Origin of the sequence: Microbispora amethystogenes, from assembly GCF_016863015.1 — a bacterium.
Taxonomy (GTDB): Bacteria; Actinomycetota; Actinomycetes; order Streptosporangiales; family Streptosporangiaceae; genus Microbispora; species Microbispora amethystogenes.
The window spans coordinates 14699-36411 of sequence record NZ_BOOB01000036.1 but is presented as its reverse complement, the minus strand read 5'-3'; the positions used below and the strand labels follow the sequence as shown (position 1 = coordinate 36411).

20 protein-coding genes and 3 tRNA genes are annotated in these 21713 nt (G+C 73.2%); 10 read left to right on the top strand and 13 right to left on the bottom strand.

Features of this window, described 5'->3' with window-relative positions; genetic code table 11:
- Positions 1–55 precede the first annotated feature (55 nt).
- Complete coding sequence (locus Mam01_RS22400; RefSeq protein ID WP_204287188.1) at positions 56–1333, bottom strand: TIGR03118 family protein; 1278 nt, start codon at positions 1331–1333, stop codon at positions 56–58.
- A gap of 322 nt (positions 1334–1655) precedes the next feature.
- Between Mam01_RS22400 and Mam01_RS22395 the strand changes: the two genes are divergently transcribed.
- Positions 1656–2528, top strand: a complete 873-nt coding sequence (locus tag Mam01_RS22395; RefSeq protein WP_204287187.1) for a hypothetical protein — start codon at positions 1656–1658, stop codon at positions 2526–2528.
- 253 nt (positions 2529–2781) lie between these two features.
- Here Mam01_RS22395 and Mam01_RS22390 read toward each other — a convergent pair whose 3' ends face one another.
- The 5 genes from Mam01_RS22390 to Mam01_RS22370 all read right to left on the bottom strand — a co-directional run bounded on the left by Mam01_RS22390 (position 2782) and on the right by Mam01_RS22370 (position 8656).
- A complete protein-coding gene (locus tag Mam01_RS22390; RefSeq protein ID WP_204287186.1) occupies positions 2782–3771 on the bottom strand; it encodes a sulfotransferase family protein in 990 nt (329 codons plus the stop codon).
- A gap of 85 nt (positions 3772–3856) precedes the next feature.
- A complete protein-coding gene (locus Mam01_RS22385; RefSeq protein WP_204287185.1) occupies positions 3857–4330 on the bottom strand; it encodes an ATP-binding protein in 474 nt (157 codons plus the stop codon).
- Between the two features lie 382 nt (positions 4331–4712).
- Positions 4713–5963, bottom strand: a complete 1251-nt coding sequence (locus tag Mam01_RS22380; RefSeq protein WP_204287184.1) for a hypothetical protein — start codon at positions 5961–5963, stop codon at positions 4713–4715.
- Positions 5964–6119: 156 nt separating this feature from the next.
- Positions 6120–7100 (bottom strand): adenosine deaminase, encoded by a 981-nt coding sequence (add, locus tag Mam01_RS22375; RefSeq protein WP_204287183.1) that lies wholly within the window; start codon positions 7098–7100, stop codon positions 6120–6122.
- A gap of 50 nt (positions 7101–7150) precedes the next feature.
- Complete coding sequence (locus Mam01_RS22370) at positions 7151–8656, bottom strand: LLM class flavin-dependent oxidoreductase (RefSeq protein WP_204287182.1); 1506 nt, start codon at positions 8654–8656, stop codon at positions 7151–7153.
- A 43-nt stretch (positions 8657–8699) separates the two neighbouring features.
- On the opposite strand from Mam01_RS22370, the gene Mam01_RS22365 reads away from it, so the two are divergent.
- From Mam01_RS22365 to Mam01_RS22350, 4 genes are all read left to right on the top strand, one after another.
- Positions 8700–9407, top strand: a complete 708-nt coding sequence (locus Mam01_RS22365) for a nucleotidyltransferase domain-containing protein (RefSeq protein WP_239101521.1) — start codon at positions 8700–8702, stop codon at positions 9405–9407.
- 82 nt (positions 9408–9489) lie between these two features.
- Positions 9490–10245, top strand: coding sequence for a nucleotidyltransferase domain-containing protein (locus tag Mam01_RS22360; protein ID WP_204287181.1), 756 nt, complete (start codon positions 9490–9492; stop codon positions 10243–10245).
- Positions 10246–10386: 141 nt separating this feature from the next.
- Complete coding sequence (locus Mam01_RS22355; protein WP_138460151.1) at positions 10387–10620, top strand: RNA-binding protein; 234 nt, start codon at positions 10387–10389, stop codon at positions 10618–10620.
- A gap of 114 nt (positions 10621–10734) precedes the next feature.
- Entirely contained in the window at positions 10735–11328 is a 594-nt protein-coding gene (locus Mam01_RS22350; protein WP_204287180.1) for a DUF488 domain-containing protein, read from the top strand.
- A 45-nt stretch (positions 11329–11373) separates the two neighbouring features.
- On the opposite strand, the gene Mam01_RS22345 is transcribed toward Mam01_RS22350, so the two are convergent.
- Together Mam01_RS22345 and Mam01_RS22340 are read right to left on the bottom strand one after the other, a co-directional pair.
- Positions 11374–12279: a phosphotransferase enzyme family protein gene (locus Mam01_RS22345; RefSeq protein WP_204287179.1), complete on the bottom strand. Its 906-nt coding sequence runs from the start codon at positions 12277–12279 to the stop codon at positions 11374–11376.
- The gene (locus Mam01_RS22340) at positions 12276–13505 is read right to left on the bottom strand and encodes a helix-turn-helix domain-containing protein (protein WP_204287178.1); all 1230 of its coding nucleotides are present in this window, start codon (positions 13503–13505) and stop codon (positions 12276–12278) included. The genes Mam01_RS22345 and Mam01_RS22340 overlap by 4 nt, the downstream gene beginning before the upstream one ends.
- A 294-nt stretch (positions 13506–13799) precedes the next feature.
- On the opposite strand from Mam01_RS22340, the gene Mam01_RS22335 reads away from it, so the two are divergent.
- Positions 13800–14429, top strand: coding sequence for an ATP-binding protein (locus tag Mam01_RS22335; RefSeq protein WP_307820090.1), 630 nt, complete (start codon positions 13800–13802; stop codon positions 14427–14429).
- Between the two features lie 47 nt (positions 14430–14476).
- Here Mam01_RS22335 and Mam01_RS22330 read toward each other — a convergent pair.
- From Mam01_RS22330 to Mam01_RS22320, 3 genes are all read right to left on the bottom strand, one after another.
- Positions 14477–14551, bottom strand: a tRNA-Val gene (locus tag Mam01_RS22330).
- A gap of 14 nt (positions 14552–14565) precedes the next feature.
- Positions 14566–14636: transfer RNA gene (locus Mam01_RS22325), tRNA-Cys, on the bottom strand.
- A gap of 13 nt (positions 14637–14649) precedes the next feature.
- Positions 14650–14721: transfer RNA gene (locus Mam01_RS22320), tRNA-Gly, on the bottom strand.
- Positions 14722–14952: 231 nt separating this feature from the next.
- Between Mam01_RS22320 and hutH the strand changes: the two genes are divergently transcribed.
- A complete protein-coding gene (gene hutH / locus Mam01_RS22315) occupies positions 14953–16500 on the top strand; it encodes a histidine ammonia-lyase (RefSeq protein WP_204287176.1) in 1548 nt (515 codons plus the stop codon).
- A gap of 22 nt (positions 16501–16522) precedes the next feature.
- Here the strand turns inward: hutH and Mam01_RS22310 are convergent, their stop codons facing one another.
- A complete protein-coding gene (locus tag Mam01_RS22310; protein WP_204287175.1) occupies positions 16523–17362 on the bottom strand; it encodes an NAD(P)-dependent oxidoreductase in 840 nt (279 codons plus the stop codon).
- Positions 17363–17447: 85 nt separating this feature from the next.
- Here Mam01_RS22310 and Mam01_RS22305 point away from each other — a divergent pair, with 85 nt between their 5' ends.
- Genes Mam01_RS22305 through Mam01_RS22295 form a run of 3 tightly spaced genes read left to right on the top strand, consistent with a single transcriptional unit; the run spans position 17448 to position 20261 of the window.
- Positions 17448–18350 carry a LysR family transcriptional regulator gene (locus Mam01_RS22305; RefSeq protein WP_204287174.1) on the top strand — a complete coding sequence of 301 codons (903 nt, stop codon included), beginning with the start codon at positions 17448–17450 and terminating at the stop codon, positions 18348–18350.
- Between the two features lie 50 nt (positions 18351–18400).
- Complete coding sequence (locus Mam01_RS22300; protein ID WP_204287173.1) at positions 18401–19411, top strand: chorismate-binding protein; 1011 nt, start codon at positions 18401–18403, stop codon at positions 19409–19411.
- Between the two features lie 19 nt (positions 19412–19430).
- Positions 19431–20261: an aminotransferase class IV gene (locus Mam01_RS22295; RefSeq protein ID WP_204287172.1), complete on the top strand. Its 831-nt coding sequence runs from the start codon at positions 19431–19433 to the stop codon at positions 20259–20261.
- Between the two features lie 11 nt (positions 20262–20272).
- Here Mam01_RS22295 and Mam01_RS22290 read toward each other — a convergent pair whose 3' ends face one another.
- A complete protein-coding gene (locus Mam01_RS22290) occupies positions 20273–21706 on the bottom strand; it encodes an LVIVD repeat-containing protein (protein WP_373868715.1) in 1434 nt (477 codons plus the stop codon).
- Positions 21707–21713 lie beyond the last annotated feature (7 nt).

Genomic DNA, 21713 nt, shown 5'->3' with positions numbered 1-21713 from the left:
CGCGGGGTGGCGTGTCCGCGGCCGGGCGTCGTGAGCTGGGCTTTCGTCCCGCTTGTCAGTAGCCGTAGCCGCTCTTCGGGCCACCTCCGTGGCGGTGCGTGGCAGAGGGCGAGGGCGAGCGCGTCGCAGCGGGGGCGGGGGTTGCGCCTGAGGGGCGGATCAGGCCGAGCAACCCGTGCCGCGCCTTCGAGATCCCGGCCGAGAACCACACCGCGTCGGCGCCGCCGTTCCCGGCCGTGCCCGGTTCGAGGTCCCACAGGCCCTCCACAGCGATCGCCCCGCCGTCCGCGCGGCGCAGCGGGCCGAGGTAGCGGCCGGTCCGGGGGTTGTAGGCGTTGATCCACCCGTCGCCGAAGTTGCCCACGAGCAGCGCCCCGGCGTACGCGCCGAACCCCTGGGGCGCGAGGGTCATCGCCCAGGGCGCGTTGAGCGGGCCGCGGGAGGCGAGGCGTCGTACGAAGCGCCCGTCGGCGGTGAACACGCTGACGAACCCGTTGCCCCGCCCCGCGACCGGCTTGCCGGTCCCGGGGTCGCGCCGGGCGTACGCGACCATGACGGAGTCGCCGACGATCTCCACGTTGAAGGGGGCGTAGCGGGCGGGCAGCGACGGGTCGCGGAACTGGCGGTCCGACAGCCGCACCCGCCGGAAGTCCTCGTCGAAGACGTGGACGCGGCGGTGGGAGAACGACGGCGCGAGCAGGAACGTGCCGCGGTTGGTGTTCATCAGCGCCAGGCCCTTGTAGTCGGCGCCGCGGGTGAACGCGGCGATGACCGCGTTGTCCGGGTCGGCCTTGGCGCTCCAGGCGGTGATGGCGCCGCTCGGGCTGGAGAAGACGAACGAGGCGGGCGCGGTCCCCGCCTTTCCCTTGATCGTGAAGGCGTTCCCGGTGTACGCCACCTGCCCGGTGGGGGTCCCGCCGGGAATCGCGACCGTGGTGGGGGACTTCCTGGCCGTGCCCGCGCCGCCCGCGCCGCCGGTGTAGACGGTGGCGGTGCCGGTGCCGGCGTTGGACACCCACAGGGTCGCGCCCATGGCGAGACCCCAGGGGTTGACCAGCTTCGGATCGGTGACGGCGGCCTTGCCCGCGACGTCGGAGACCAGGGGGACCTCGGCGAACCGGGTGGACGTGCGCGCCGCCCGGGCGAGAGGCCGGGCGGGCGGCCGGGCGAGGGTGTGGGCGAGCGGGTGGGCCTGGTGGCCGGACCGGCTCTCCGCGTGCCGGGAGGAGCCGGCGGCCGAGGCGGGATGGGCCAGGGCGGGATGGGCCGGTGCCGCGCCGGCGAGCGCCAGCGCGAGCGGCGCGGCACAGAGCGTGACGATACGTGCCCGCATGGGGCCTCCTGAAAGTGGGTCAGACCCGGGAGGGGTCGGACTGCGAGGGGGTCGGAAACGGTGTCGGCATGCCCTTACGCCCGGAGATACGCCCCCCTGCCGTTCCGGGTTCAGTCCCTTTTCCGTCGCAGGTGGGGGCGCGCGCATCGGTGTTCCTGGCCTATCCTGACAAAACCCGCAAACTAAGCGGGTTTTGTATAGAGATGGCCGTCCGATGGCGAGGACGCTTGGCCTCCTCGTCGGGCCGCTGGTAATTGAGGACAGCAAGGAAGGGACGGCCTCCGCGCCGCCCACCGTCGTCGCGCACCCACGGAGAAGAGACGTGTTCGCACCGAAGCCGGAACGGTCAGTCGTCGCGATTCCGCCACCCGGAGACGGGCCCGGCTACTGGGCGGGCGCGCCCAGCGCCGTCAGCAGGGACGGGTGGATCTATCTGGCCTACCGGCTGCGCCGCCCGATCGGCTCCGGCCGCGGGTACGCCGTGGAGATCGCCCGGTCGGCCGACGGCGAGCGGTTCGAGCGGATCCTCACGATCACCAAGGACGAGATGAAGACCGAGTCGCTGGAGCGGCCCACGCTCGTGGTGACGCCCGACGGGTCGTGGCGCCTCTACCTGAGCTGCGCGACGTACGGCACCAAGCACTGGCGGGTCGAGATGATCGAGGCCGCCGACCCGGCCGAGTTCGACCCCGCCGACGCGCGGGTGGTGCTCCCCGGCGACCTCAAGACCGGCGTCAAGGACCCGGTCATCCTGCACCACGGCGGCGTGTGGCACCTGTGGGCGTCCTGCCACCCGCTGGAGGACCCCGACGAGGCCGACCAGATGGTGACCGACTACGCCACCAGCGCGGACGGGATCGCCTGGACCTGGCAGGGGACCGCGCTCGACCGGCGGCCCGGCCACTGGGACTCGCGCGGCGTGCGGGTGAGCGCGGTGACCTTCAGCGGGGAGACCGTCATCGCCTACTACGACGGCCGCGCGTCGGCGGAGGAGAACTACGAGGAGCGTACGGGTGTGGCGATCGGGCCCGACCCGTCCACCCTCACCGCGACCGGGACCGCGCCCGTCGCCCAGGCGGAGCACGGCGCGGGCCTGCGCTACCTGTCGGTCGTGCCCGTGGCCGGCGGCCACCGGCTGTACTACGAGCTGACCCGCCCCGACGGGGGTCACGAGCTGCGTACCGAGCTGCGCTGACCACCGCCGGGCGGCTCTCCGGGGCCCCGGCGGCGCCGGTGGACGGTCGGCGCGAGGAGAACGGCCGGTGGGGAGACCGGGGCCACGGGGGCCGGAAGGTGTGAGCGGCGGCCGACGGCGGCCGACGGGGGCGGACGGGGTGAGCGGTGGCGGCCGGGGCGCGAGCGGGGCTCGCGCTCCAGCCCGCCGAACACCGCCCGGTTGGTGGTCCGGGCCGCTGGTCACTGCCCGGTGGGGTGGTCCGGGCCGCTGATCACCGTCCGGTGGGCGGGCCGTCCAGATCTCTGACGCGGCCGTTGCGGGCCTGCCGCTGGCCGTCCGGCCGGGCGCCCACGAGGCCGCCCGACCGTTCCCGGGGGCGTAGCCAGTCGCCGAAGTCCTCGTCCAGCAGGTCGCGCAGCAGCGCGATGTCGGCGGCGAAGTAGGCCAGCAGCTCCTGGCGCTGCTCCCAGGTGAGCGGCCGCCGGGGCTGCGCGTCGCGCTGCAGCACCCGCTCCAGCGGACTGGTCAGCCGCCGGCCCAGGAAGGGGTCTCCGAGCCGGGCGATCCGGGCGAGGACGCGGTGCCTGCGGCTCTGCGGAGGATGGGCGGTGACGTTCTCCCTCGGTACCTCGCCGACGACCCCCTGTTCCACCCCGAGGAAGGCGCAGATGCGGTCGAGCGTGTCGGCGGGCCGGTCGACGAGGTCGCGGTAGCGGAAGACCAGCACCTGCTCGCGGGGGAACAGCGTGAACAGGTGCGCGAGCTGCTCGCCGTACCGGCCGAGGCCCACGTAGTGCCAGAACGGCGACCAGCCGTCGGCGACGCGCCGTTTCTCGGCGGCGCACGCCTCGATGACGTCGCCGATCGGCTCCAGGCCGGCCGACCACAGGTGCGTCCAGTTGGAGTGCGCCCGTTCCACCGGGTCGCGCAGCGACACGATGAGCTTCGCGTCGGGGATGGTCTCCCTGATCCGCCGCTGGGCGTCCAGGTCGTACAGGTAGAAGGGGGTGGACTCGCCGCAGAGCGTCCCGGGCGGCGCGTCCGCGAAGAGCGCCTCGTAGTCGGCGCGCCGCCACACGTGCTCGCGGTAGGTCTCCGCGTCGCCCGGCCCGCCCTTGGCGGGCGGCGGGCCGTCGGTGAGGAAGAACTTCGGTTCCTTGACGGGTGACATGAACAGCCGCGGGTGGCGGGCGAGCGCCGCGTGCAGGGCGGTGGTGCCGGCTTTCGGCACACCGATGACCAGGAAGTCGGGCAGAGCCATGGAAAAGTCCTCCTACTTTCCCGATTAGGTTAGTTGGTTTTTGCCCCTTCCTTGCGTGAAATCACCACAAGTGGGTCTACCCCGGTCAGCCGGCCACGAGCCGGATGCGGGCGGCCATCCACCTGCGGCGCAGAGCGGCCGGGCGCCGCCCGCCGTCGAACCAGATCTCGAACCACACCTCGTTGCGCCCGCCCTCCCGGACCAGGCCCCACCGGTCGGAGAGCATGTCGAGCAGCGGCATGCCGCGCCCGCCCTGGCTCGACGCGTTCGGCAGCGGGTGGCCGGCGCAGGGCGGCCCGGCGGAGCCGTCGTCCTGCACGCCGATGCGCACCCGGTCGGGCAGGCACGACACCGTGAGGGTGAACGTGCCGCCGTTCCCCGAGCGGGAGTGGACGACGGCGTTGGTCGCGATCTCGCTCGTCAGCAGGACGCAGTCGTCGTGCCGGGGATGGCCGCGCCCCAGGGCGGCCGACACGAGCCTGCGCGCCCGCCTCACCTGGTCCCGTCCGCCCGCGAGCCGTGCCACGCGGTTCCCCGCGCCGTCCCCCGAGATCTCCATCAGCACTCCTTCAGCGTGGGAGCCGAGTCAGTCGCCGCAGAGTTGACGTTCGCGCGGGCGCCCGCGATGTCACGGGAAAGTAGGAGTGTCCTTGCCCGAATGGCCGGAAAGTGTCCGGTAACGGTGGGCGGTAAGCGCCCGGGAAAGCGGCCCGGAAAGACGCCGGCCGGGAAACGCGCCGGTCCGGGAACACGCCGGTCCTCAAAGCACAGGGCGGTTCTGGAGGCACAGGGCGGTTCCGGAGGCGCGGGGGGTTCTGGAGGCCCAGTCCCGGAAAGCAGAGTCCCGGAAAACCCCCGTCCCAGAAAACCCCCGTCCCAGAAAACACAGGGCGGCGGGACCGGTTCCCCGGCCCGCCGCCCCTGCGACACGTACGGTCAGGTCAGGAGGCGTCGTGCGCCGCTCCGGCGGAGCCGTTGACGACGAGCACGCGCTCCTGCTCGGGCACCTCGATGGCCGGGAACGTGCCGGTGTCGATGATCCCGTGCTCCCGGTACGCCGCCTCGATCAGCGCGTACGCCTGGGGTTCGAGCTTCCAGAGCGCCCGCCACTCCTTCGCCACGAGGATCGGGATGCCGACCTCCTTGGCGATGTCGGCGGCCCGGGGGACGTACTTGCGGGCGATCTGCTGGTCCCAGTACTGCCGCGCGGTGCGCAACTGGGTCGCGCGCTGGGCGGTGTCGACGACGGGCGCCGGCTCGGCCGGGAGGTCCTCCTCCTCGTCGTCGATCAGCTCCGCGATGGCCGCGGCGGGCAGCGCCACCGGGGCGGGCGGCTCGGGCTCCGGCCCCCACGGCACCGGCGGGGCGAGGTCGATCAGCGCCGAGGTGTTGTAGAGCGCGCCGATCTGCGACAGCAGCGCCTCCTGCCGCTTCTCGTCCACGGCGAGTCCGGTGTACTCGACGGCCTGGTCCATCGCCTTGTCGAGCCGCGCCATCGCGGCCCGCATCTTGCGGTCCGGCGCCCCGGCCTCGCGCAGCGCCCGGACCCGCTTGGCGGCCAGCGCCACCCGGGTGAGCCTGCGGTGCGCGTCCACCTCGCTCGCCGTACGGTCGCTCACCTCGGCGAGGCCGACCCGGACCAGGATCCGCTCGGGGGTCAGCCGCCAGTTGATGCGGCCGCGGCCGGTGATGCGGACCCGCTCGATCGCCATGCCGCGTTCCCACAGCCAGGCGGCTACGAGCGGGGCGGCGAGCCGGAACACGGCCTCGGCGACGCTGCGGGCGTCCATGCTCGACAGGACCGCGGACAGGCAGGTGAGCGCCCAGACGGCGATGCCGTCGATGCCGGCGGAGTAGTTCTCCCGCATGTTGCGCCGGGCCCGTACGGCGCTGGTGATGACGGCGACCTCGATGAAGGCGAACAGCAGGAGCCGCAGCGGCCCGTCGAAGCCGAGCACGTCGCCGGAGAAGCGCCACATGCCCTGCGCGGACACGCCGGTGGCGATGCTGGCGGCGACGATGGTGAGGACGTCCTCGGTGGGACGGCCGGTCGCCCACCGGCGGAACAGACGGATCAGGGCGCGAAGCGCGAAGAAGGCCAGGACCAGCAAGACCAGGGCGATGACGCTGATGATGACTGTTTCGACCGGATGGGCCGACACGAAGGCGGTGAGTTGGTCAATGGGGGGCATCAGTCACGGTCTCTCGATGTCCGATGGTTTTTCCCGAGATCATCCCAGAATGGCATGCCTCCGTGGGGGGAAACACGCCTGACTCGCGCCACTTGGCTGCTGTCTCGTAACAAATGCGCCTTTATTGACGCTCGTCCGCCGCGCATCAGCGGACACTCAAGAGGCGAGCCAGGCGTCGACGTCGCGGCGCAGCGCACGCTTCGTCTCCTCCGGTGCGAAGGACGCGTCGGCCGAGGCGCGGGCGAGCCCGGCCAGCGCCGCGTCGTCGTAGCCGAAGGACTCGCGGACCCTGGCGTACTCGTCCGTCAGGGTGGTCCCGGTGACGGACGGGATGTCGGTGTTCAGCGTGACGACCAGCCCCGCCTCGCGCAGCAGGGGGAACGGATGGGCGGCGAGGCCGTCCACCAGGCCGAGCGCGACGTTGGACGACGGGCACACCTCCAGGGGGATGCCCCGCTCGCGCACCTCGGCGGTCAGGCCGGGGTCCTCCAGCACCCGGACGCCGTGGCCCAGGCGCTCGGCGCGCCCCGCGGTGATCGCCTCGCGGATGCTGCCGGGGCCCTCGCTCTCGCCCGCGTGGTGCACGACGTGCAGACCCGCGTCCGCCGCGGCGGCGAAGACCTCGGCGAACGGCGCGAGCGGATAGGACTCCTCACCGGCCACTCCGACGCCGAGCACGCCGTCTCCGGCGTACCGGGTGGCGAGCCGCACCGTGCGCCGGAGACGGTCGACCGGCCGCCGCCGCGAGTGGTCGAGCAGCACCCCGCACTCCACGCCGTACGCCGCGCGCCCCTCGGCGAGACCGGCGAGCACGGCCTCCAGCGGCATCTCCGGGGCGCCGAGCCGTTCGCCGTGCGAGGCGGCGGTGAAGGTCACCTCCGCCCACCGGGTGCCCTGCGCCGCCTCGTCCGCGCAGAACTCGACGGCGATGCGGTGGAAGTCCTCCGGCCGGACCAGGCACTCCCGTACGAGCGAACCGTGGTCGGCGAAGTCGCGGAAGCCGGCGAAGGGCCCGGAGGGGCGGGCCGGCACGGGCAGGCCGTTGGCCGCCGCGATCTCGGCCAGCGTCTCCGGGCGGATCGCGCTCTCCAGGTGGACGTGCAGGTGGGCCTTCGGCAGCAGGGCGAGATCGCGCACGGCGGCAGCGTAGGCGCGCGGACCCGGCCGCCGCACCCCGGTTTCCGGCCTCAGATGTCGAGGCCGAGGCGGGAGATGGGCTCGACGAGCTCCTCCTCCTCGTAGCGCAGGTGCGACAGCAGCACGTCCGACAGCAGGTCCACCTGCGCGCGGACGCCGTCGAGCCGGTCCGGGTCCTCGATCATCGCCACGAGGGCGGCGTCCAGGCCGGTCAGCACCTCGGCGATCACCTCGTGCTCCTGTTCCAGCCGCTCGACGACCGGCGCCAGCGACGCCTGTGCCGCCGCCAGCATGGGGAACATGTGCTCGTCCTCGATCGTGTGGTGGGTGGTCAGCAGCCTGCAGTACGACGCGCAGAACGTGCCGAGCGTCCAGTAGTTCTGCCGCATGGTGAGCTCGTTGATCATCGAGCGGAGCGCGGCGGCGTCGGAGCGGCCCGCGGCGACCTGCTCCAGCGCGTCCCTGACCTGGGTCAGCTCCCGGCGCAGGTGGTCGTGGATGAGCACGAGCCGCTGCCCGGCCGCCCGCTGCTGCGGCGTCAACGCGGCGGGGTCCCGTTTGGGCAGCCGCGGCCGGGTGGCCTCGTCCAGGACGGCCGGAGCCGAGGCCGCGGCCCGGTGGCCGGCGGAGGCCACCGCGTCCTCGTCCGCCCGTCCGGCCCGGCCGGCCCGTCCGCGTTCCCGCGCCACGGCCTCCCGTACGGCGGGGGCGACCTCCTCGGCGAAGACCTTGAGGTCCCTGTCGTCGTCCACGGCGAGCACGAAGACGCTCATGCCGTGGTCGCGCACGAGGCCGGCGAGTTGCCCGGCCCACACGGCGGGCGGCCCGTTCAGGAACCCCTCCCCGGCCGCGCCGGAGAACCGGCCCTCGATGTTGTAGACGCGGCGGATCCCGGCGGGGTCGCGCCCGGCCCGTTCGGCGGCGGCGTCCAGGATCGCCGTCATCGCGCCCAGATCCTCCGGCGCGGCGTACCCGGACGAGGGCACCCAGCCGTCGCCGAGCCGCCCGGTCAGCTCCAGCATGCGCCGCTTGTACGCGCCGATCCACAGCCCGATCGGATGCGGGGGGAACGGCCCGGGCCGCGCGCCCTCCAGCCGGTAGTGCCGGCCGTCGAGCCGTACGCTCTCGCCGGGCGTCCACAGCGCGCGCAGGACCGCGACGGCCTCCTCCAGCGCCTCGACCGCGTCACCGGGGTCGCGGCGCGGGCCGCCCATGGCCGCGACGCCGTCCCAGAACGCCCCGGCCCCGAGCCCCAGCTCCACCCGGCCGCCGCTGAGGATGTCGAGCGACGCGGCGGCCCTGGCCAGCACCGCGGGCGGCCGCAGCGGGAGGTTCGCCACGTCGGGGAACAGCCGCACCCGCTCGGTGCGGGCCGCGAGCACCGACAGCAGCGTCCAGGTGTCCAGGAACGACGGCTGGTACGGGTGGTCCTGGACGCCGATGACGTCGAGCCCCAGCTCGTCGGCCAGCACGGCCTGCCGGACGATCCGGTGGTGCCCCGCCGCGTCCGGCCTGAGGAAGGCCCCGAACCACAGGTCATGCCCAAAATCGGCCATTAATTCGCTACCTTTCCGCGTCCCGACCCGGGAGCCTACCTTTGTGACAAGATCCGGCGACATGACCCTGGCGGCCCCCGCGGGCAGCATCCTGTCCGTCGTCGCCGGCTCACGCGCGTACGGGCTGGAGACGGGGGAGTCGGACGTCGACCGGCGCGGCGTGTTCGTGACGCCGACGGCGAGGTTCTGGCGGCTCGACAAGCCGCCCGACCACGTGGAAGGCCCGCGGCCCGAGCAGTTCTCCTGGGAGGTCGAGCGGTTCTGCGTGCTCGGGCTGGACGGCAACCCGGCCGCGCTGGAGTGCCTGTGGTCGCCGCTCGTCGAACTGGTCACCCCGCCGGGGGAGCGGCTGCTGGCGATCCGCCGCGCGTTCCTGTCGCACCGGGCGGAGCGGGCCTTCGCGGGCTCCGCCGACCGGCAGTTCCGCCGCCTCCGCCCCGACGACCCGCCGCGGCCGGGCGGCGGCGACGCGAGGCGGTGGAAGATGGCGATGCACATGATCCGGCTGCTGCTCGGCGCCTCCTTCCTGGCCCGGCACGGGGAGCCGCTGGTCTGCGTCCGCGCCCACCGCGACCGGCTGCTGGCCGTACGGCGGGGGGAGACGCCCTGGCCCGAGGTGCTGGAGTGGCGCGGGCGCCTGCTCGCCGAGCTGAGCGAACCGGCCGGGCGGCCCGGGAGCGCGCTGCCGGAACGGCCGGACCGGACGGCCGTCGAGGAGTTCCTGATCGAGGTGCGGAGGTCGGCTCTGTGATCATGCCGAAGGTGATCGTGCCGAAGGTGAACGTTCCCAAGGTGGGCGCTCCTGAGGCGAGTCTGGCGAGAGGGGAGGCGTCGTGACCGCCGTCCTGCCGTCCTGGCTGCCCGAGGTGGCCGCGGGCGAGCGGCATCCGCTCGCCTTCGCCACCGTGAGCGGCGCGCACCTGTACGGATTCCCCTCGGTGGACTCCGACGTCGACCTGCGGGGCGTGCACGTGCTGCCCGCCGAGGAGGTCGTCGGCCTGCGTACGGGCGAGGAGACCGTGATCAGGTCCTGGGTGCGGGAGGGCGTGGAGGTCGACCTCGTGACCCACGACCTGGCCAAGTTCTGCCGCCTGCTGCTGGGCCGCAACGGATACGTGCTGGAACAGCTCCTGTCACCGCTGGTCGTGCGCACCTCCCCGCTGCACGAGGAGATGCGCGCCCTCGCGCCCGCCTGCCTCACCCGCCACCACGCCCATCACTACCTGGGCTTCGCCCGCACGCAGCGGCGGCTGTTCGACCGTACGGGAGAGCTGAAACCGCTGCTCTACGCGTTCCGGGTGTTGCTGACGGGCATCCGCCTCATGCGCAGCGGCGAACTCGTCGCCGACCTGACCCTGCTCCTCGACGGCGCTCCGCCCTACCTGGCCGGTCTGGTCGCGGCCAAGCGCGCGGCCGAGCACGGACCGCCGCCGGGCGACGCGCCCGGCCGGGAACGCCTCACGGCCGACCTCGACGCGCTCACCGCGGCCCTGGAGGACGCCGGTGCCTCCTCCGCGCTGCCGGACGCCCCCGCGGCCCGCGACGCACTGCACGACCTCGTCGTACGGACCCGCCTCGCCGGGCGGTGAGAAGGGCCCGGGGAAGGCCGGGAAAATCACGAAAAGGGCCGCCGAAACGGGAGGGGACACGCGAACAATGCGGGGTGCCGCCCCGCGTCACGGACCCATCACGGATAATGGGTCAAGCCGCCATCACACCAGGAGAACGCTTTGACCACCCAGACCGGCAAAGACAACCTCGACCTGGCCGCGAGCGCGGAGGCACTGGCCGACAGCGCGCCCACCGGATCGCTGCGCCACGCGGCCGCCAAATCGGTCGCGATCACCTTCGCCACGACCCGCGACGCCGCCCAGGCGCGCGACACCTTGAACGGCCTCGCTCCCGACGACGTACGGCGGGCCGCGCTGGAGCTCTTCGACGAGCTCTTCGCCCGGGCCGACTGACCCGCGCGCCTGGAGAGCGGCCGTCCGGGGCCCGGCCGGTCGTCCCGTTCGCCGTGCCCTCCTGCCGCCTTCCGGCTGCCCTCCCGCTGCCTTCCGGGCTGACGGAGGCCGCGCATGGACGACCACATCGTCACGGGCCTGCCGGCGCCGGGGAGCACCGCGGGGAGTGAGCCGGCCATGGCCTCCGTGACGCTGCTGACCTTCGGGCACGGCACCGCGCCGCGTGAGCGGCTGATCCCGCTGCTGCGTGGCGCCGGAGTCCAGCAGGTGGTGGACGTCAGGACCGCCCCCGGCAGCCGGCGAAATCCCGACGCCGCCCGCGCGGCGCTGGCCGGCTGGCTGCCGGACGCGGGGATCGGCTACCGCTGGGAGAGCCGGCTGGGCGGGTTCCGCAGGGCCGCTCCGGACTCGCCCGACGTCTTCTGGCAGAACGCCTCGTTCCGGGGATACGCCGGGTACACCCGTCATCCGGACTTCCTGGCCGCCGCCGGCGATCTGCTGGCGGGGTCGCGTACGGCCCGGACGGCCGTGATGTGCGCGGAGAGCCTCTGGTGGCGCTGCCACCGGCGGATCATCGCCGATTTCGCGGTCCTCGCGCGGGGCGCCCGGGTGCTGCACCTGTCACACGACGGACGGCTCACCGAACACGTGCCGGCCTCCGGCGCCCGCCTCCGCGACGACGGTCTCCTCGTCTACGACCAGACCTGACCCGCCGGCGCGGGAGTGGACCCACGAGGGGAAGGGGCGTGTCGCTCACCCGTACGTCTGCCACCTGACGTTCAGGTCACCGGCCCTGAAGCTGCGCATCCGGTGCTCCCACTGGGGGCGGATCGCCGGATTGCTCCGCAGGATGGGCACCACGCTGGTGACCAGTTTGAGCTCACGAAGCCGCCGCAGGACCGGAAAGCCTTCCCATCGGGTCACGTCGAAGCCGTACTCCTTGGACAGCGGGCCGTGGTCGTCCTCCGGATAGTCCATGCGCAGGCTGCCGACCGCCACCGGGGTCAGGTCCCATTCGCGCGGGCCGATCGTCGTGCCGTCGAAGTCGCACAGCGCGGGCCCGTGCGGGCCGGCGATGACGTTCCCGAGGAACGCGTCCCCGTGGATGACCCCGGGCCTGAGCACGTAGCGGAGATCGGCGAGCCGTCCTTCGACCTCGTCGCACTCGTACAGCAGGAAGGCGTGGTCGTCGGCGGACAGATCTTCCGGCTCGGCGAGGCGCTGGCGCACCTCCGCCATCGGCCGCCACTGGAGCAGGTCCGGCGGCGGATCGGTCAGGGCGTGCAGGCGCCGCAGAAGAGCCCCGAGATCCCTGCCGTCCGGGCGCGGGCCGACCTCCGGCAGGTACTCCCACAGGGTGATCACATGGCCGTCCACGTGCAACGGCTGCTCCACGCCGGACAGGAGCCGGACCGCCGGGAAGTCGTGCCGCGCCAGCCAGCGGGCGACCCGGACCACCGTCGGCACGCGGGTGCGGGCGGCCGTGGACCCGGCGATGCGCACGACGACGGACGCCTGACGAAGGCGGAACACCGCGTTGTTGGTGAACTTGACCAGCTCGGCGTCTCGCGAGGAGAGCCCCGCGCGGTCGCAGACGGACTCCAGCAGCCCGTTGAGCCGTTCGCGCGTGAGCGCACCGGCGGCGGAGGTCGTTGTCATGCCGCCCGCAGGGCCGAGATGCGCTGCGCGAGGTCACGGGCGTCGGAATGGCGGGCGGCCCGGGCCATGGCGGCCTCCTGCAGGGGCGCCAGGCGGTCGATGACCCGCGTCGACCGGATCTCCGCGGCCAGCGTGACAGCCTCGTGGCCGGTGTCGACTCCGCTGGTCATCTCTCCTGCCTTCAGATACACCGTGGCGAGGGCGGTCAGCTCGAACGTACGGCTGCGGGTCATGCTCGTGTCGCGGCCCGCGAGCGCCTGGGTGAGGTGCTCCACGGCGGCCTCCAGGTGCGCGCTGCCCAGGTCGGCGTGAACCATGCCCATGCTGGCGGCGAGATCGGCGTGGCCGAAGAAGTTCACCCAGGAGGGCGCGGGACGCTCGTGGGCGCGATCAAGCTCGTCGCGCGCCCGGGTCATCGATTTGAGCGCCAGTTCGGCGTTGCCGAGCAGGGCGTAGGCGCAGGCTTCGTTCGCGCAGAGCATCGCCACCGTGCGTTCGCAGTTGGCGTCCTGCGCGCAGAGCTGTCCCAGCTGGAAGAACCGCAGGGTCTCCTGGACGCGGCCGCGGTGCAACTGCACGCGGCCCATCCGGTAGAGGATGTTGGCCATCAGCGAGGGGTCGTCGGCGTGTTTGGCCTGTTCCAGAGCGCGGGCCAGGTGGTCGATGGCGGAGCCGTACAGGCCGACGTCGAAGGACGTCCACCCCGCGAGGTTGTGCTGGTCGGCGAGCGCCCTGTGCAGGCGGCGGACGACATCGGGTGAGCAGGAGGTGTGGAGCAGCCGCTGTGACCAGGCCAGCTGCGCCACCACCGCGTCGCGGCAGACGCCGCCTCCCTGCTGGTAGTCCAGGGCGCGCAGCGCGCGGGTCACCGACTCCACCTGCGCGACGTCGGCCATCCCGATCCGCCCGGGCAGAGGGGTGGCGACATCCGGCAGGGGCTCGGCCCACTGCCTCACGTCGCCTTCGATCGCGCCGACGGTCACCTGCGCGGCGTGCGCCAGCAGGCGACGCGCCTGCTCGTCCTCGTCGCCCTGCCGCGGGGCGGGCGCGGCGGGGCGCGCCGAGGAGACGTCGAAGGCCAGGCCCATGTATCCGCGCGGAATGCCGAGGCCGTCGGCGATCCGGCTGAGCACGTCGTAGGCCATGACCTGCCGGCCGTTGGCGACGATCTCGGAGACCTCCGACTGCGACTGCCCGGTGCGTGCCGCGATCGCGCGCTGAGACAATCCCCGCTGACCCAGAATCCGGAAAACGGTAGAAATATCTCTAACGGCAAGGACCTGTCGCATTGTGGGCTGTTCCCAGACACCGGGATCAATATCGTGTCCGCTTTGGGGGCTGACGTTCATCGGCGACCTTTCCCAGCCACATGCTTTTCGGTCACCCTAACGGCGCGCCTGACCTGGTGAAGAGACATCGCCCGAGCTGATCGGCCAAGCTGATCGGCCGCGCCGATCGGCCCGTGAACTGGCAAGGGTATCGGGGCCGCGACTCGCTCTCCGGCCTTCTGACCGTTCACCATGACAGGCACGTCAGTACGCCTTGGCCCGCCGGCTCCTCACCCCCTGCCAGCTGAGCGGTCACTTTTCCATCGACCCGCTCCGGAACCAGGTCCCATCATGCAATCACCATTCAGCCCGGCTTCTGGCCACGTTTCCGAGGAGCTGCCGCTCGCCGCGCGTCCCGCCGTGATTTCCCGGGCTCGCCAATTCGTCCGGTCGATCCTGACCAGGTGGCAGCTTTCGGATATGGCGGACGACGCGGAGTTGCTCACCTCCGAAGTCGTCACCAATGCGGTGCAGGCGATACAGGCCGCCACGGCATCCGGCCACCGCTCGCATTCTGTCGTCATGCGTGCCCGGCTGACCCGGGAGCACCTGTACGTGGAGGTGTGGGACGGCGTCGGCACGCGCCGGCCCACCCCCGTCGGCGCCCTGCCCCGTGAGGAGGACGACATCGCGGAGTGCGGCCGCGGGCTGGTGCTGGTCGAGCTGCTCAGCCATGCGTGGGGCGTCGTCCCCGGACGGCGCGACGGCAAGGTCGTCTGGTTCTCCATCGCCCTGCCGCACGCCCGCCGGCCCGTCCGCGTTCCGCTCCCCACGACCACTCCCGCGGTCGCCGCGGCGGGGCGGCGGGATCGTCTGGTGTGAGGTCCGGATACGCCGATGGCCTCCTCAAGTGAGGAGGCCATCGATGATGGTGGGCGATACTGGGATTGAACCAGTGACCTCTTCCGTGTCAGGGAAGCGCTCTCCCGCTGAGCTAATCGCCCTTGGACGAACCAAGAGGTGGAGACGGGATTTGAACCCGTGTACGCGGCTTTGCAGGCCGCTGCCTCGCCTCTCGGCCACTCCACCGTGTAGATCTCCGAGCGGAAGACGGGATTCGAACCCGCGACCCTCACCTTGGCAAGGTGATGCTCTACCACTGAGCCACTTCCGCGTCCCGGCTCTCGGCCGGACTCACGCGAAGCACTTTATCCAATCTCCGGCGACTCCCCAAATCAGCGGCGTTCGCCCTGCTCACGCCGGGAGTCCGGGCGACCGGCCGGCATCGCGGGGGCGGAACTCCGGCGGCGGGGGCCGGGACGCGAGGGACTGGAGGGGACCCATGGATGTAAGTACCTAATCTAGAATACGGTGGTTACCAAAGGGATGGTGAAGGAGGGGGACGATGCACGACGACGAGGTCGTGGCCGTCGGTCCCGGGCCGCTCGCCTTCGCCGACGTGGTCCGCGTCGCGAGGGACGGAGCGCCGGTGCGGCTGACGGACGACGCGATCGCCGAGATGGCCGCGTCGCGGGGGAGGATCGAGGAGCTTGCCGAGGCCGACACCCCGGCCTATGGCGTCTCCACCGGCTTCGGCGCGCTCGCCACCCGGCACATCGACCCCTCGCTGCGTGCCCGGCTCCAGCGCAGCCTCGTCCGCTCGCACGCGGCCGGCTCCGGGCCCGAGGTGGAGGCCGAGGTCGTCCGAGCCATGATGCTGCTGCGCCTGCGCACGCTCGCCACCGGGCACACCGGCGTGCGCCCGGTCACGGCCCGGGTGCTGGAGTCGCTGCTGAACGCGCGGCTCACCCCGGTCGTGCACGAGTACGGCAGCCTCGGCTGCTCGGGGGATCTCGCGCCGCTCTCCCACGTCGCCCTGACGATCATGGGCGAAGGGGCCGTGCGGGACGCCGGGGGACGTCTGCGGCCCGCCGCCGAGGCGCTCAAGGAACACGGCGTCGAGCCCGTCGAGCTGGCCGCCAAGGAGGGGCTGGCGCTGATCAACGGCACCGACGGCATGCTCGGCATGCTCGTGCTGGCGCTGCACGACCTGTCCGCGCTCCTCACCATCGCCGACATCGGCGCGGCCATGAGCGTGGAGGCGCTGCTCGGCACCGACCACGTGTTCGCGGCCGAACTCCAGGCGCTGCGACCCCACCCCGGCCAGGCCCTGGCCGCGGCCAACATGCGGGCGCTGCTCGCCGGGTCGGGCGTGATGGCCTCGCACCGCGACGGCTCGTGCACCCGCGTCCAGGACGCCTACTCCCTGCGCTGCGCGCCGCAGGTCGCCGGGGCGGCCCGGGACACCCTCGCCCACGCCTCGGCCGTCGCCGCCCGGGAGATGGCGAGCGCGATCGACAATCCGGTGGTGCTCGCCGACGGCCGGGTGGAGTCCAACGGCAACTTCCACGGCGCTCCCGTGGCGTACGTGCTGGACTTCCTGGCCATCGCGGCGGCCGACCTCGCCTCGATCTCCGAGCGGCGCACCGACCGCATGCTCGACGTGGCCCGCAGCCACGGCCTTCCGGCGTTCCTCGCCGACGATCCGGGCGTCGACTCCGGCCACATGATCGCGCAGTACACCCAGGCGGCGATCGTGTCCGAACTGAAGCGGCTGGCGGTCCCGGCGAGTGTGGACTCGATCCCGAGCTCGGCGATGCAGGAGGACCACGTCTCGATGGGCTGGTCGGCGGGACGCAAGCTGCGCCGCGCCGTCGACGGGCTCACCCGCGTGCTCGCGATCGAGGTGCTCACCGCCGCGCGGGCGCTCGACCTGCGCCGGCCGTACGAACCGGCGCCGGGGACGGGCGCGGTGGTCGCGGCGCTGCGCGAGGCGGTGGCCGGGCCCGGGCAGGACCGCTTCCTGGCGCCGGAGATCGAGGCGGTCGTCCGGCTCGTCGCGAGCGGCGCCGTGGTCGGCGCCGCCGAGTCCGCCGTCGGCCCCCTGGCCTGATCGGGCCCCTACGAGGAAGCTGTCACGCCTGCTCGGGCGCGGAGCCCGCGCCCGCCACGAAGGGGAAGACGGCCGTGAGGTCGTCGCCCGCGAGGCCGGCCGCGGCCGCCTCCGCCAGCCGGTCGCGGGCCGCGGCGGCCACCGACTGGACCACTCCCGGCCCCTCGGTCGCGAGTCGCAGGTCCTTGGCGGCCAGGCCCAGGGCGTATCGTGTCTCGAACGGGCCCGACTCGGCCACGGGCCGCAGCCGCTCCGCCAGCCCGGCCAGCGGGGTCGCCCCGAGGACGTCCAGCAGGGCGGCGCGGCCGACGCCCAGCGCGTCCGCGTACGCCAGGGTCTCGGCCAGGTTCACCTGCGCGGTCACCATCATGCTCATCACCGCGAGCTTGGTCGAGGCCCCCGCTCCCGGCCCGCCCGCCTCGTGCACCCTCCCGAAGACGGGCAGCACGTCCGCCACGCGGTCGAGGTCCTCCCGCCGCCCGCCGGCGAGCACGACCAGGGTCCCTTCGGCGGCGGGGCCCACGCTGCCGAGCACGGGCGCGTCGACCAGCCCCACGCCGCCGGGGAGCAGCCCGCGCAGCCGCCTCACCGGGTCCGGGCCGATCGTGGACATCTCCACCAGCACCGACCCGGCCCGCAGCCCCGGCAGCGCCGCCCCCACCACCTCGAAGACCGCCTCAGGGTCGCTCAGCATGGTGATCACGACGTCCGCCCCGGCGACGGCCTCGGCGGGGGAGGGGGCCGCCTTCGCGCCCGGCACGTCCCGTGGCGTACGGTTCCACACGGCCACCTTGTGACCGGCGGTGACGAGGCGTCCGGCCATCGGAACGCCCATGCGTCCCAGGCCAAGAAAAGCAATCATGTCCTGGGACGTTATGGGAGGAACAAGCCATTCCACCAGCGACTAGAGTGCATGGCACTCATTCCCCCGGCTCATGGATCGGAGCATGTTCGACACCGACGCGCTTGTGCTGCTCGACGTCGTGGCCCGCACCGGATCGTTCACCGCGGCCGCCCTGCAGCTCAACTACACCCAGTCAGCCGTGTCCCGGCGTATCGCGACCCTGGAGGCCCAGGCGGGCGGCCCGCTGTTCGCGCGGCTGCCCCGGGGGGTACGGCTGACGCCCGCGGGCCGGACACTGCACCGCTACGCCCGTGAGGTGCTCGAACGGCTCGGCCGGGCGGGGGAGGAGCTCGCCGCGATCCACCAGGGCACGGGCGGGCGGCTGCGCGTCGGCGCCTTCGCCACCGCCAACGCCGTGCTGGTGCCCGCCGCCCTGCGGGAGCTGCGCGCGGCCCGGCCGGAGGTCACCGTCAGCATGGTGGAGGGCCTCAGCACCCACCTCATGGACGGCCTGGGCCGCGCCGAGATCGACATCGCGGTGGTCAGCGACTACCCCTCCGGGCTGGGAGCCGGGCCGGAGGTCGAGGTCACCCGCCTGATGGAGGACGAACTGCTCGTCGCCCTCCCCGGCGACCACCCGCTGGCCGGCCGGGCGACGGTCGACCTGCGCGACCTGCGTGACGAGAGCTGGATCGAGGGCGCCCCTCCCGGCACGGTGACCATGCTCGGCGCCGCCTGCGCCCGGGCGGGCTTCGCGCCGAGGATCGACCTGCGGATCGCGGAGTGGACCGGCAAGCTCGGCTACGTGGCGGCCGGGCTCGGGGTGACGCTCGTCCCGGCCATGGCCGCGCCCGCCGTACGGCCCGACGTGGCGTTGCGCTCGCTCGGCGGGTTCGCCCCGCGGCGGACGGTCTACGCGGCCCTGCCGCGCACCGCGCCCCTGCCCGCCGCGTCCGCGCTGCTCGGCCTGCTGGGCGCCGGCCTCCCGGCGGAGGGACGCGCCTGACGGACCCGCGGAGGGGCGGGGCAGGGGCGGGGGATTGCGACAATGGAGACGTGCACGACCCCTTCGCCCACATCGGGGGACGCCTCGCCACCGGTCTGCGGGAGGTGACCACCGACCTGGCCGCCCTCGACGGCTCCGGCTGGTGGGCGGTGGTGGTGTCGTACGAGGGGAAGGTCGTCTGCGCGCGGTTCGACTCCGTGCGGCCCGCCCCGCTCCCGGCGCCGAGCCGGCCCTGGCGCGGCCCCGCCCGCGACGCCTGGACCACCTCGCTCGACCGGGAGGGCTACGAGCGGGGCGTGCGGCGGATCAGGGACCACATCGAGCGCGGGGAGGTCTACCAGGCCAACCTGTGCCGCGTCCTGTCCGCGCCGCTGCCCGTCCCGGGCGCCGACCCCCTGGCCCTCGCCGTACGGCTGGCCGAGGGCAACCCCGCGCCGTACGCGGCGGTGGTCGACGTGCCGGGCCTCACGGTGGTGTCGGCCTCGCCCGAGCTCTACCTGTCCCGGCGCGGCTCGGTGATCGAGTCCCGGCCGATCAAGGGGACCGGGGTGACGGCGGACGACCTGCTCGACAAGGACTACGCCGAGAACCTCATGATCGTCGACCTGGTCCGCAACGACCTCGGCCGGGTGGCCGAGGTAGGCTCGGTGACCGTGCCCTCGCTGTACGCGGTCGAGGAGCACCCCGGGCTCGTCCACCTGGTCTCCACGGTGCGGGCGCGGCTGACCGGCGGCGCCGGCTGGCCGGACCTGTTCGCCGCGACCTTCCCGCCCGGCTCGGTGACCGGCGCGCCGAAGTCCTCCGCGCTGCGGATCATCGGTGAGCTCGAACCAGAGCCCCGGGGGCCGTACTGTGGGGCCGTGGGCTGGGTCGACGCCGACCGGCGCGAGGGGGTGCTGGCGGTCGGCATCCGCACCTTCTGGGCGGAGCACGAGACGATCCGGTTCGGCACGGGGGCGGGTATCACCTGGGGCTCCGACCCACGGCGGGAATGGCACGAGACGGAGCTGAAGGCCGCGCGGCTCATCGGGCTCGCCTCGGATGACGGCGGCAGCGGATAGGAACGAACGGAGCGGGGAGATGGCTGTACCGATCTGGGTGAACGGGGACCTGTACGAACCCGACAAGGCCGTGGTCTCGGTCTTCGACCACGGGCTGATGGTCGGCGACGGCGTGTTCGAGACGATCAAGGCGGTGAACGGCGAGTCCTTCGCGCTCACCCGGCACCTCGACCGGCTCGCGCTGTCGGCCAAGCGGATGGACCTGCCCGAGCCCGACCTGACCGCGATCGCCGACGGGGTGCGCCGCGTCCTCGCGGCCGCGCCGAAGTGGGCGCTGGCCCGGATCCGGATCACCTACACCAGCGGGCCGGGACCGCTCGGCTCCGACCGCGGGACCGCCGGGACGAACGCGATCGTCATCGTGGGCGAGCAGGCGCCGTTCCCCGCCACCGCTGATGTCACCGTCGTGCCGTGGCCCCGCAACGAGCGCGGCGCGCTGGCCGGGGTCAAGAGCACGTCGTACGGCGACAACGCCAAGGCCCTGGCGTACGCCAAGGAGCGCGGCGGCGCCGAGGCGATCTTCGAGAACCTCGCCGGGAACCTGTGCGAGGGCACCGGGAGCAACATCTTCGCCGTCGTCGGTGGCCGCCTGGTCACCCCGACGATCGCCTCCGGCTGCCTGGCCGGGGTCACCCGCGCGCTCACGCTCGAATGGTGCGGCGGCGAGGAGGCCGACCTGCCGATCTCGGCGCTGTACGAGGCGGAGGAGGCGTTCCTCACCTCCACGACCCGCGACATCCAGCCGATCAGGGCGGTGGACGGCAGGGCGCTGCCGCAGGCGCCCGGGCCGGTCACGCTGGAGGCCATGAAGGTCTTCGCCGAGCGCGCGGCGGGCGACCTCGACCCGTGACCGCCTGACGGTCAGTAGGACCGCTGGCTCTGCGCGTTGAGCTCGGTGAGCCGCACCTTCTTGGCGGGATCGGTCAGCGGGTCGTCGAGGCGCAGGACGTCGAGCCCCTTGGTGATGTCGCTGGAGTAGATGTAGCCGTTGTAGTAGTAGGCCGACCACGACCCGCCGAGCTGGAGCTCCGGCGCGAGCGGGCCGCGCTCGAAGTAGGCGATCTCCCGGGGGCGGGCGGCGTCGGTGAAGTCCCAGACCGACACGCCGCCCATGTACCATGCCTGGACCATCACGTCCCGGCCCGGGACGGGCACCAGCGCGCCGTTGTGGGCCACGCAGTTCTCCTTGGCGCCCTGCATCCGGGGGATCTTGAAGTAGCCCCGGCGGACGAGCCTGCGGTCCGGCGTCAGCGTGTAGACGGCGTCCGCGCCCCGGGTGGGGCTCACGGAGGGCAGGCAGGTGGGGGCCGCGCCGCCGCCCATCTCGTCGCTGAAGACGACCTTGGTCCCGGCGTTGTCGAAGGTGGCCGAGTGCCAGATGGAGAAGTTCGCCTCGTCCCGTACGGTCTGGAGCACCTTGGGGCGTACGGGGTCGGAGATGTCGAGCAGCACGCCGTCGCCGAAGCACGCCCCGGCGGCGAGGCCCTTCTCCGGGTAGGCCGTGATGTCGTGGCAGCCGCCGGCGAGGTCGTCGTCCGCGCCGTCGTCCGCGCCGTCGTCCGCGCTGCCGGGCTCACGGGTGGCGAACAGTTCGGGCGTGGCCACCACCCGCGCCTTGCCGGGGTCGTCGACGGGCACCTTCACGATCGAGATGTTCTGGTGCGGCGGCGGGCAGTTGACCGAGCCCGGCTCGGGGCCGGGGGAGGAGACGTAGAGGTACAGCGTGCGGGCGTCGCGCCCCGGCACGATCGTGTGCGTGTGCGAGCCGCACTCGGTGCGCACGGCCTTCAGGTAGCGCGGGTGGGCCTTGTCGGAGATGTCGAAGACGCGGATGCCCTCCCACTCGTCCGCGGCGAGCCGGTCGCCGGCCTCGCTCTCGCAGGTGTCGTCCGTACGGGCCTGGTCGACGGAGAGGAAGAGCAGGTCGCCGGAGACGGAGATGTCGTTCTGCCCGCCGGGGCACACGACCCGGGCGACCACCTTGGGGTGCGCCGGATCGCCGATGTCGTGCACCGTGAAGCCCCGGTAGTTGCCCACGAAGGCGTACCGGCCCTGGAAGGCCATGTCGGTGCCCCAGTCCTCCGGCCCGTCGAACGGCGCCGTCAGGGGGACGTTCGCGATCACCGTGATGTTGGGGCTGTGGCGGATCTCGTCCTGCCCGGGGAGCGTGGTGGGAGCCGCCTGCCCGGGCCCGCCTCCGCCTGTGCAGGCAGCCGTCAGGAGCAGGAGGACGGACGCCGCCAGCGCGGCCGTCGGCCGTGACGTCCGTACGGCGTCCCTGAGCCCGCGGTAGATCTCCACG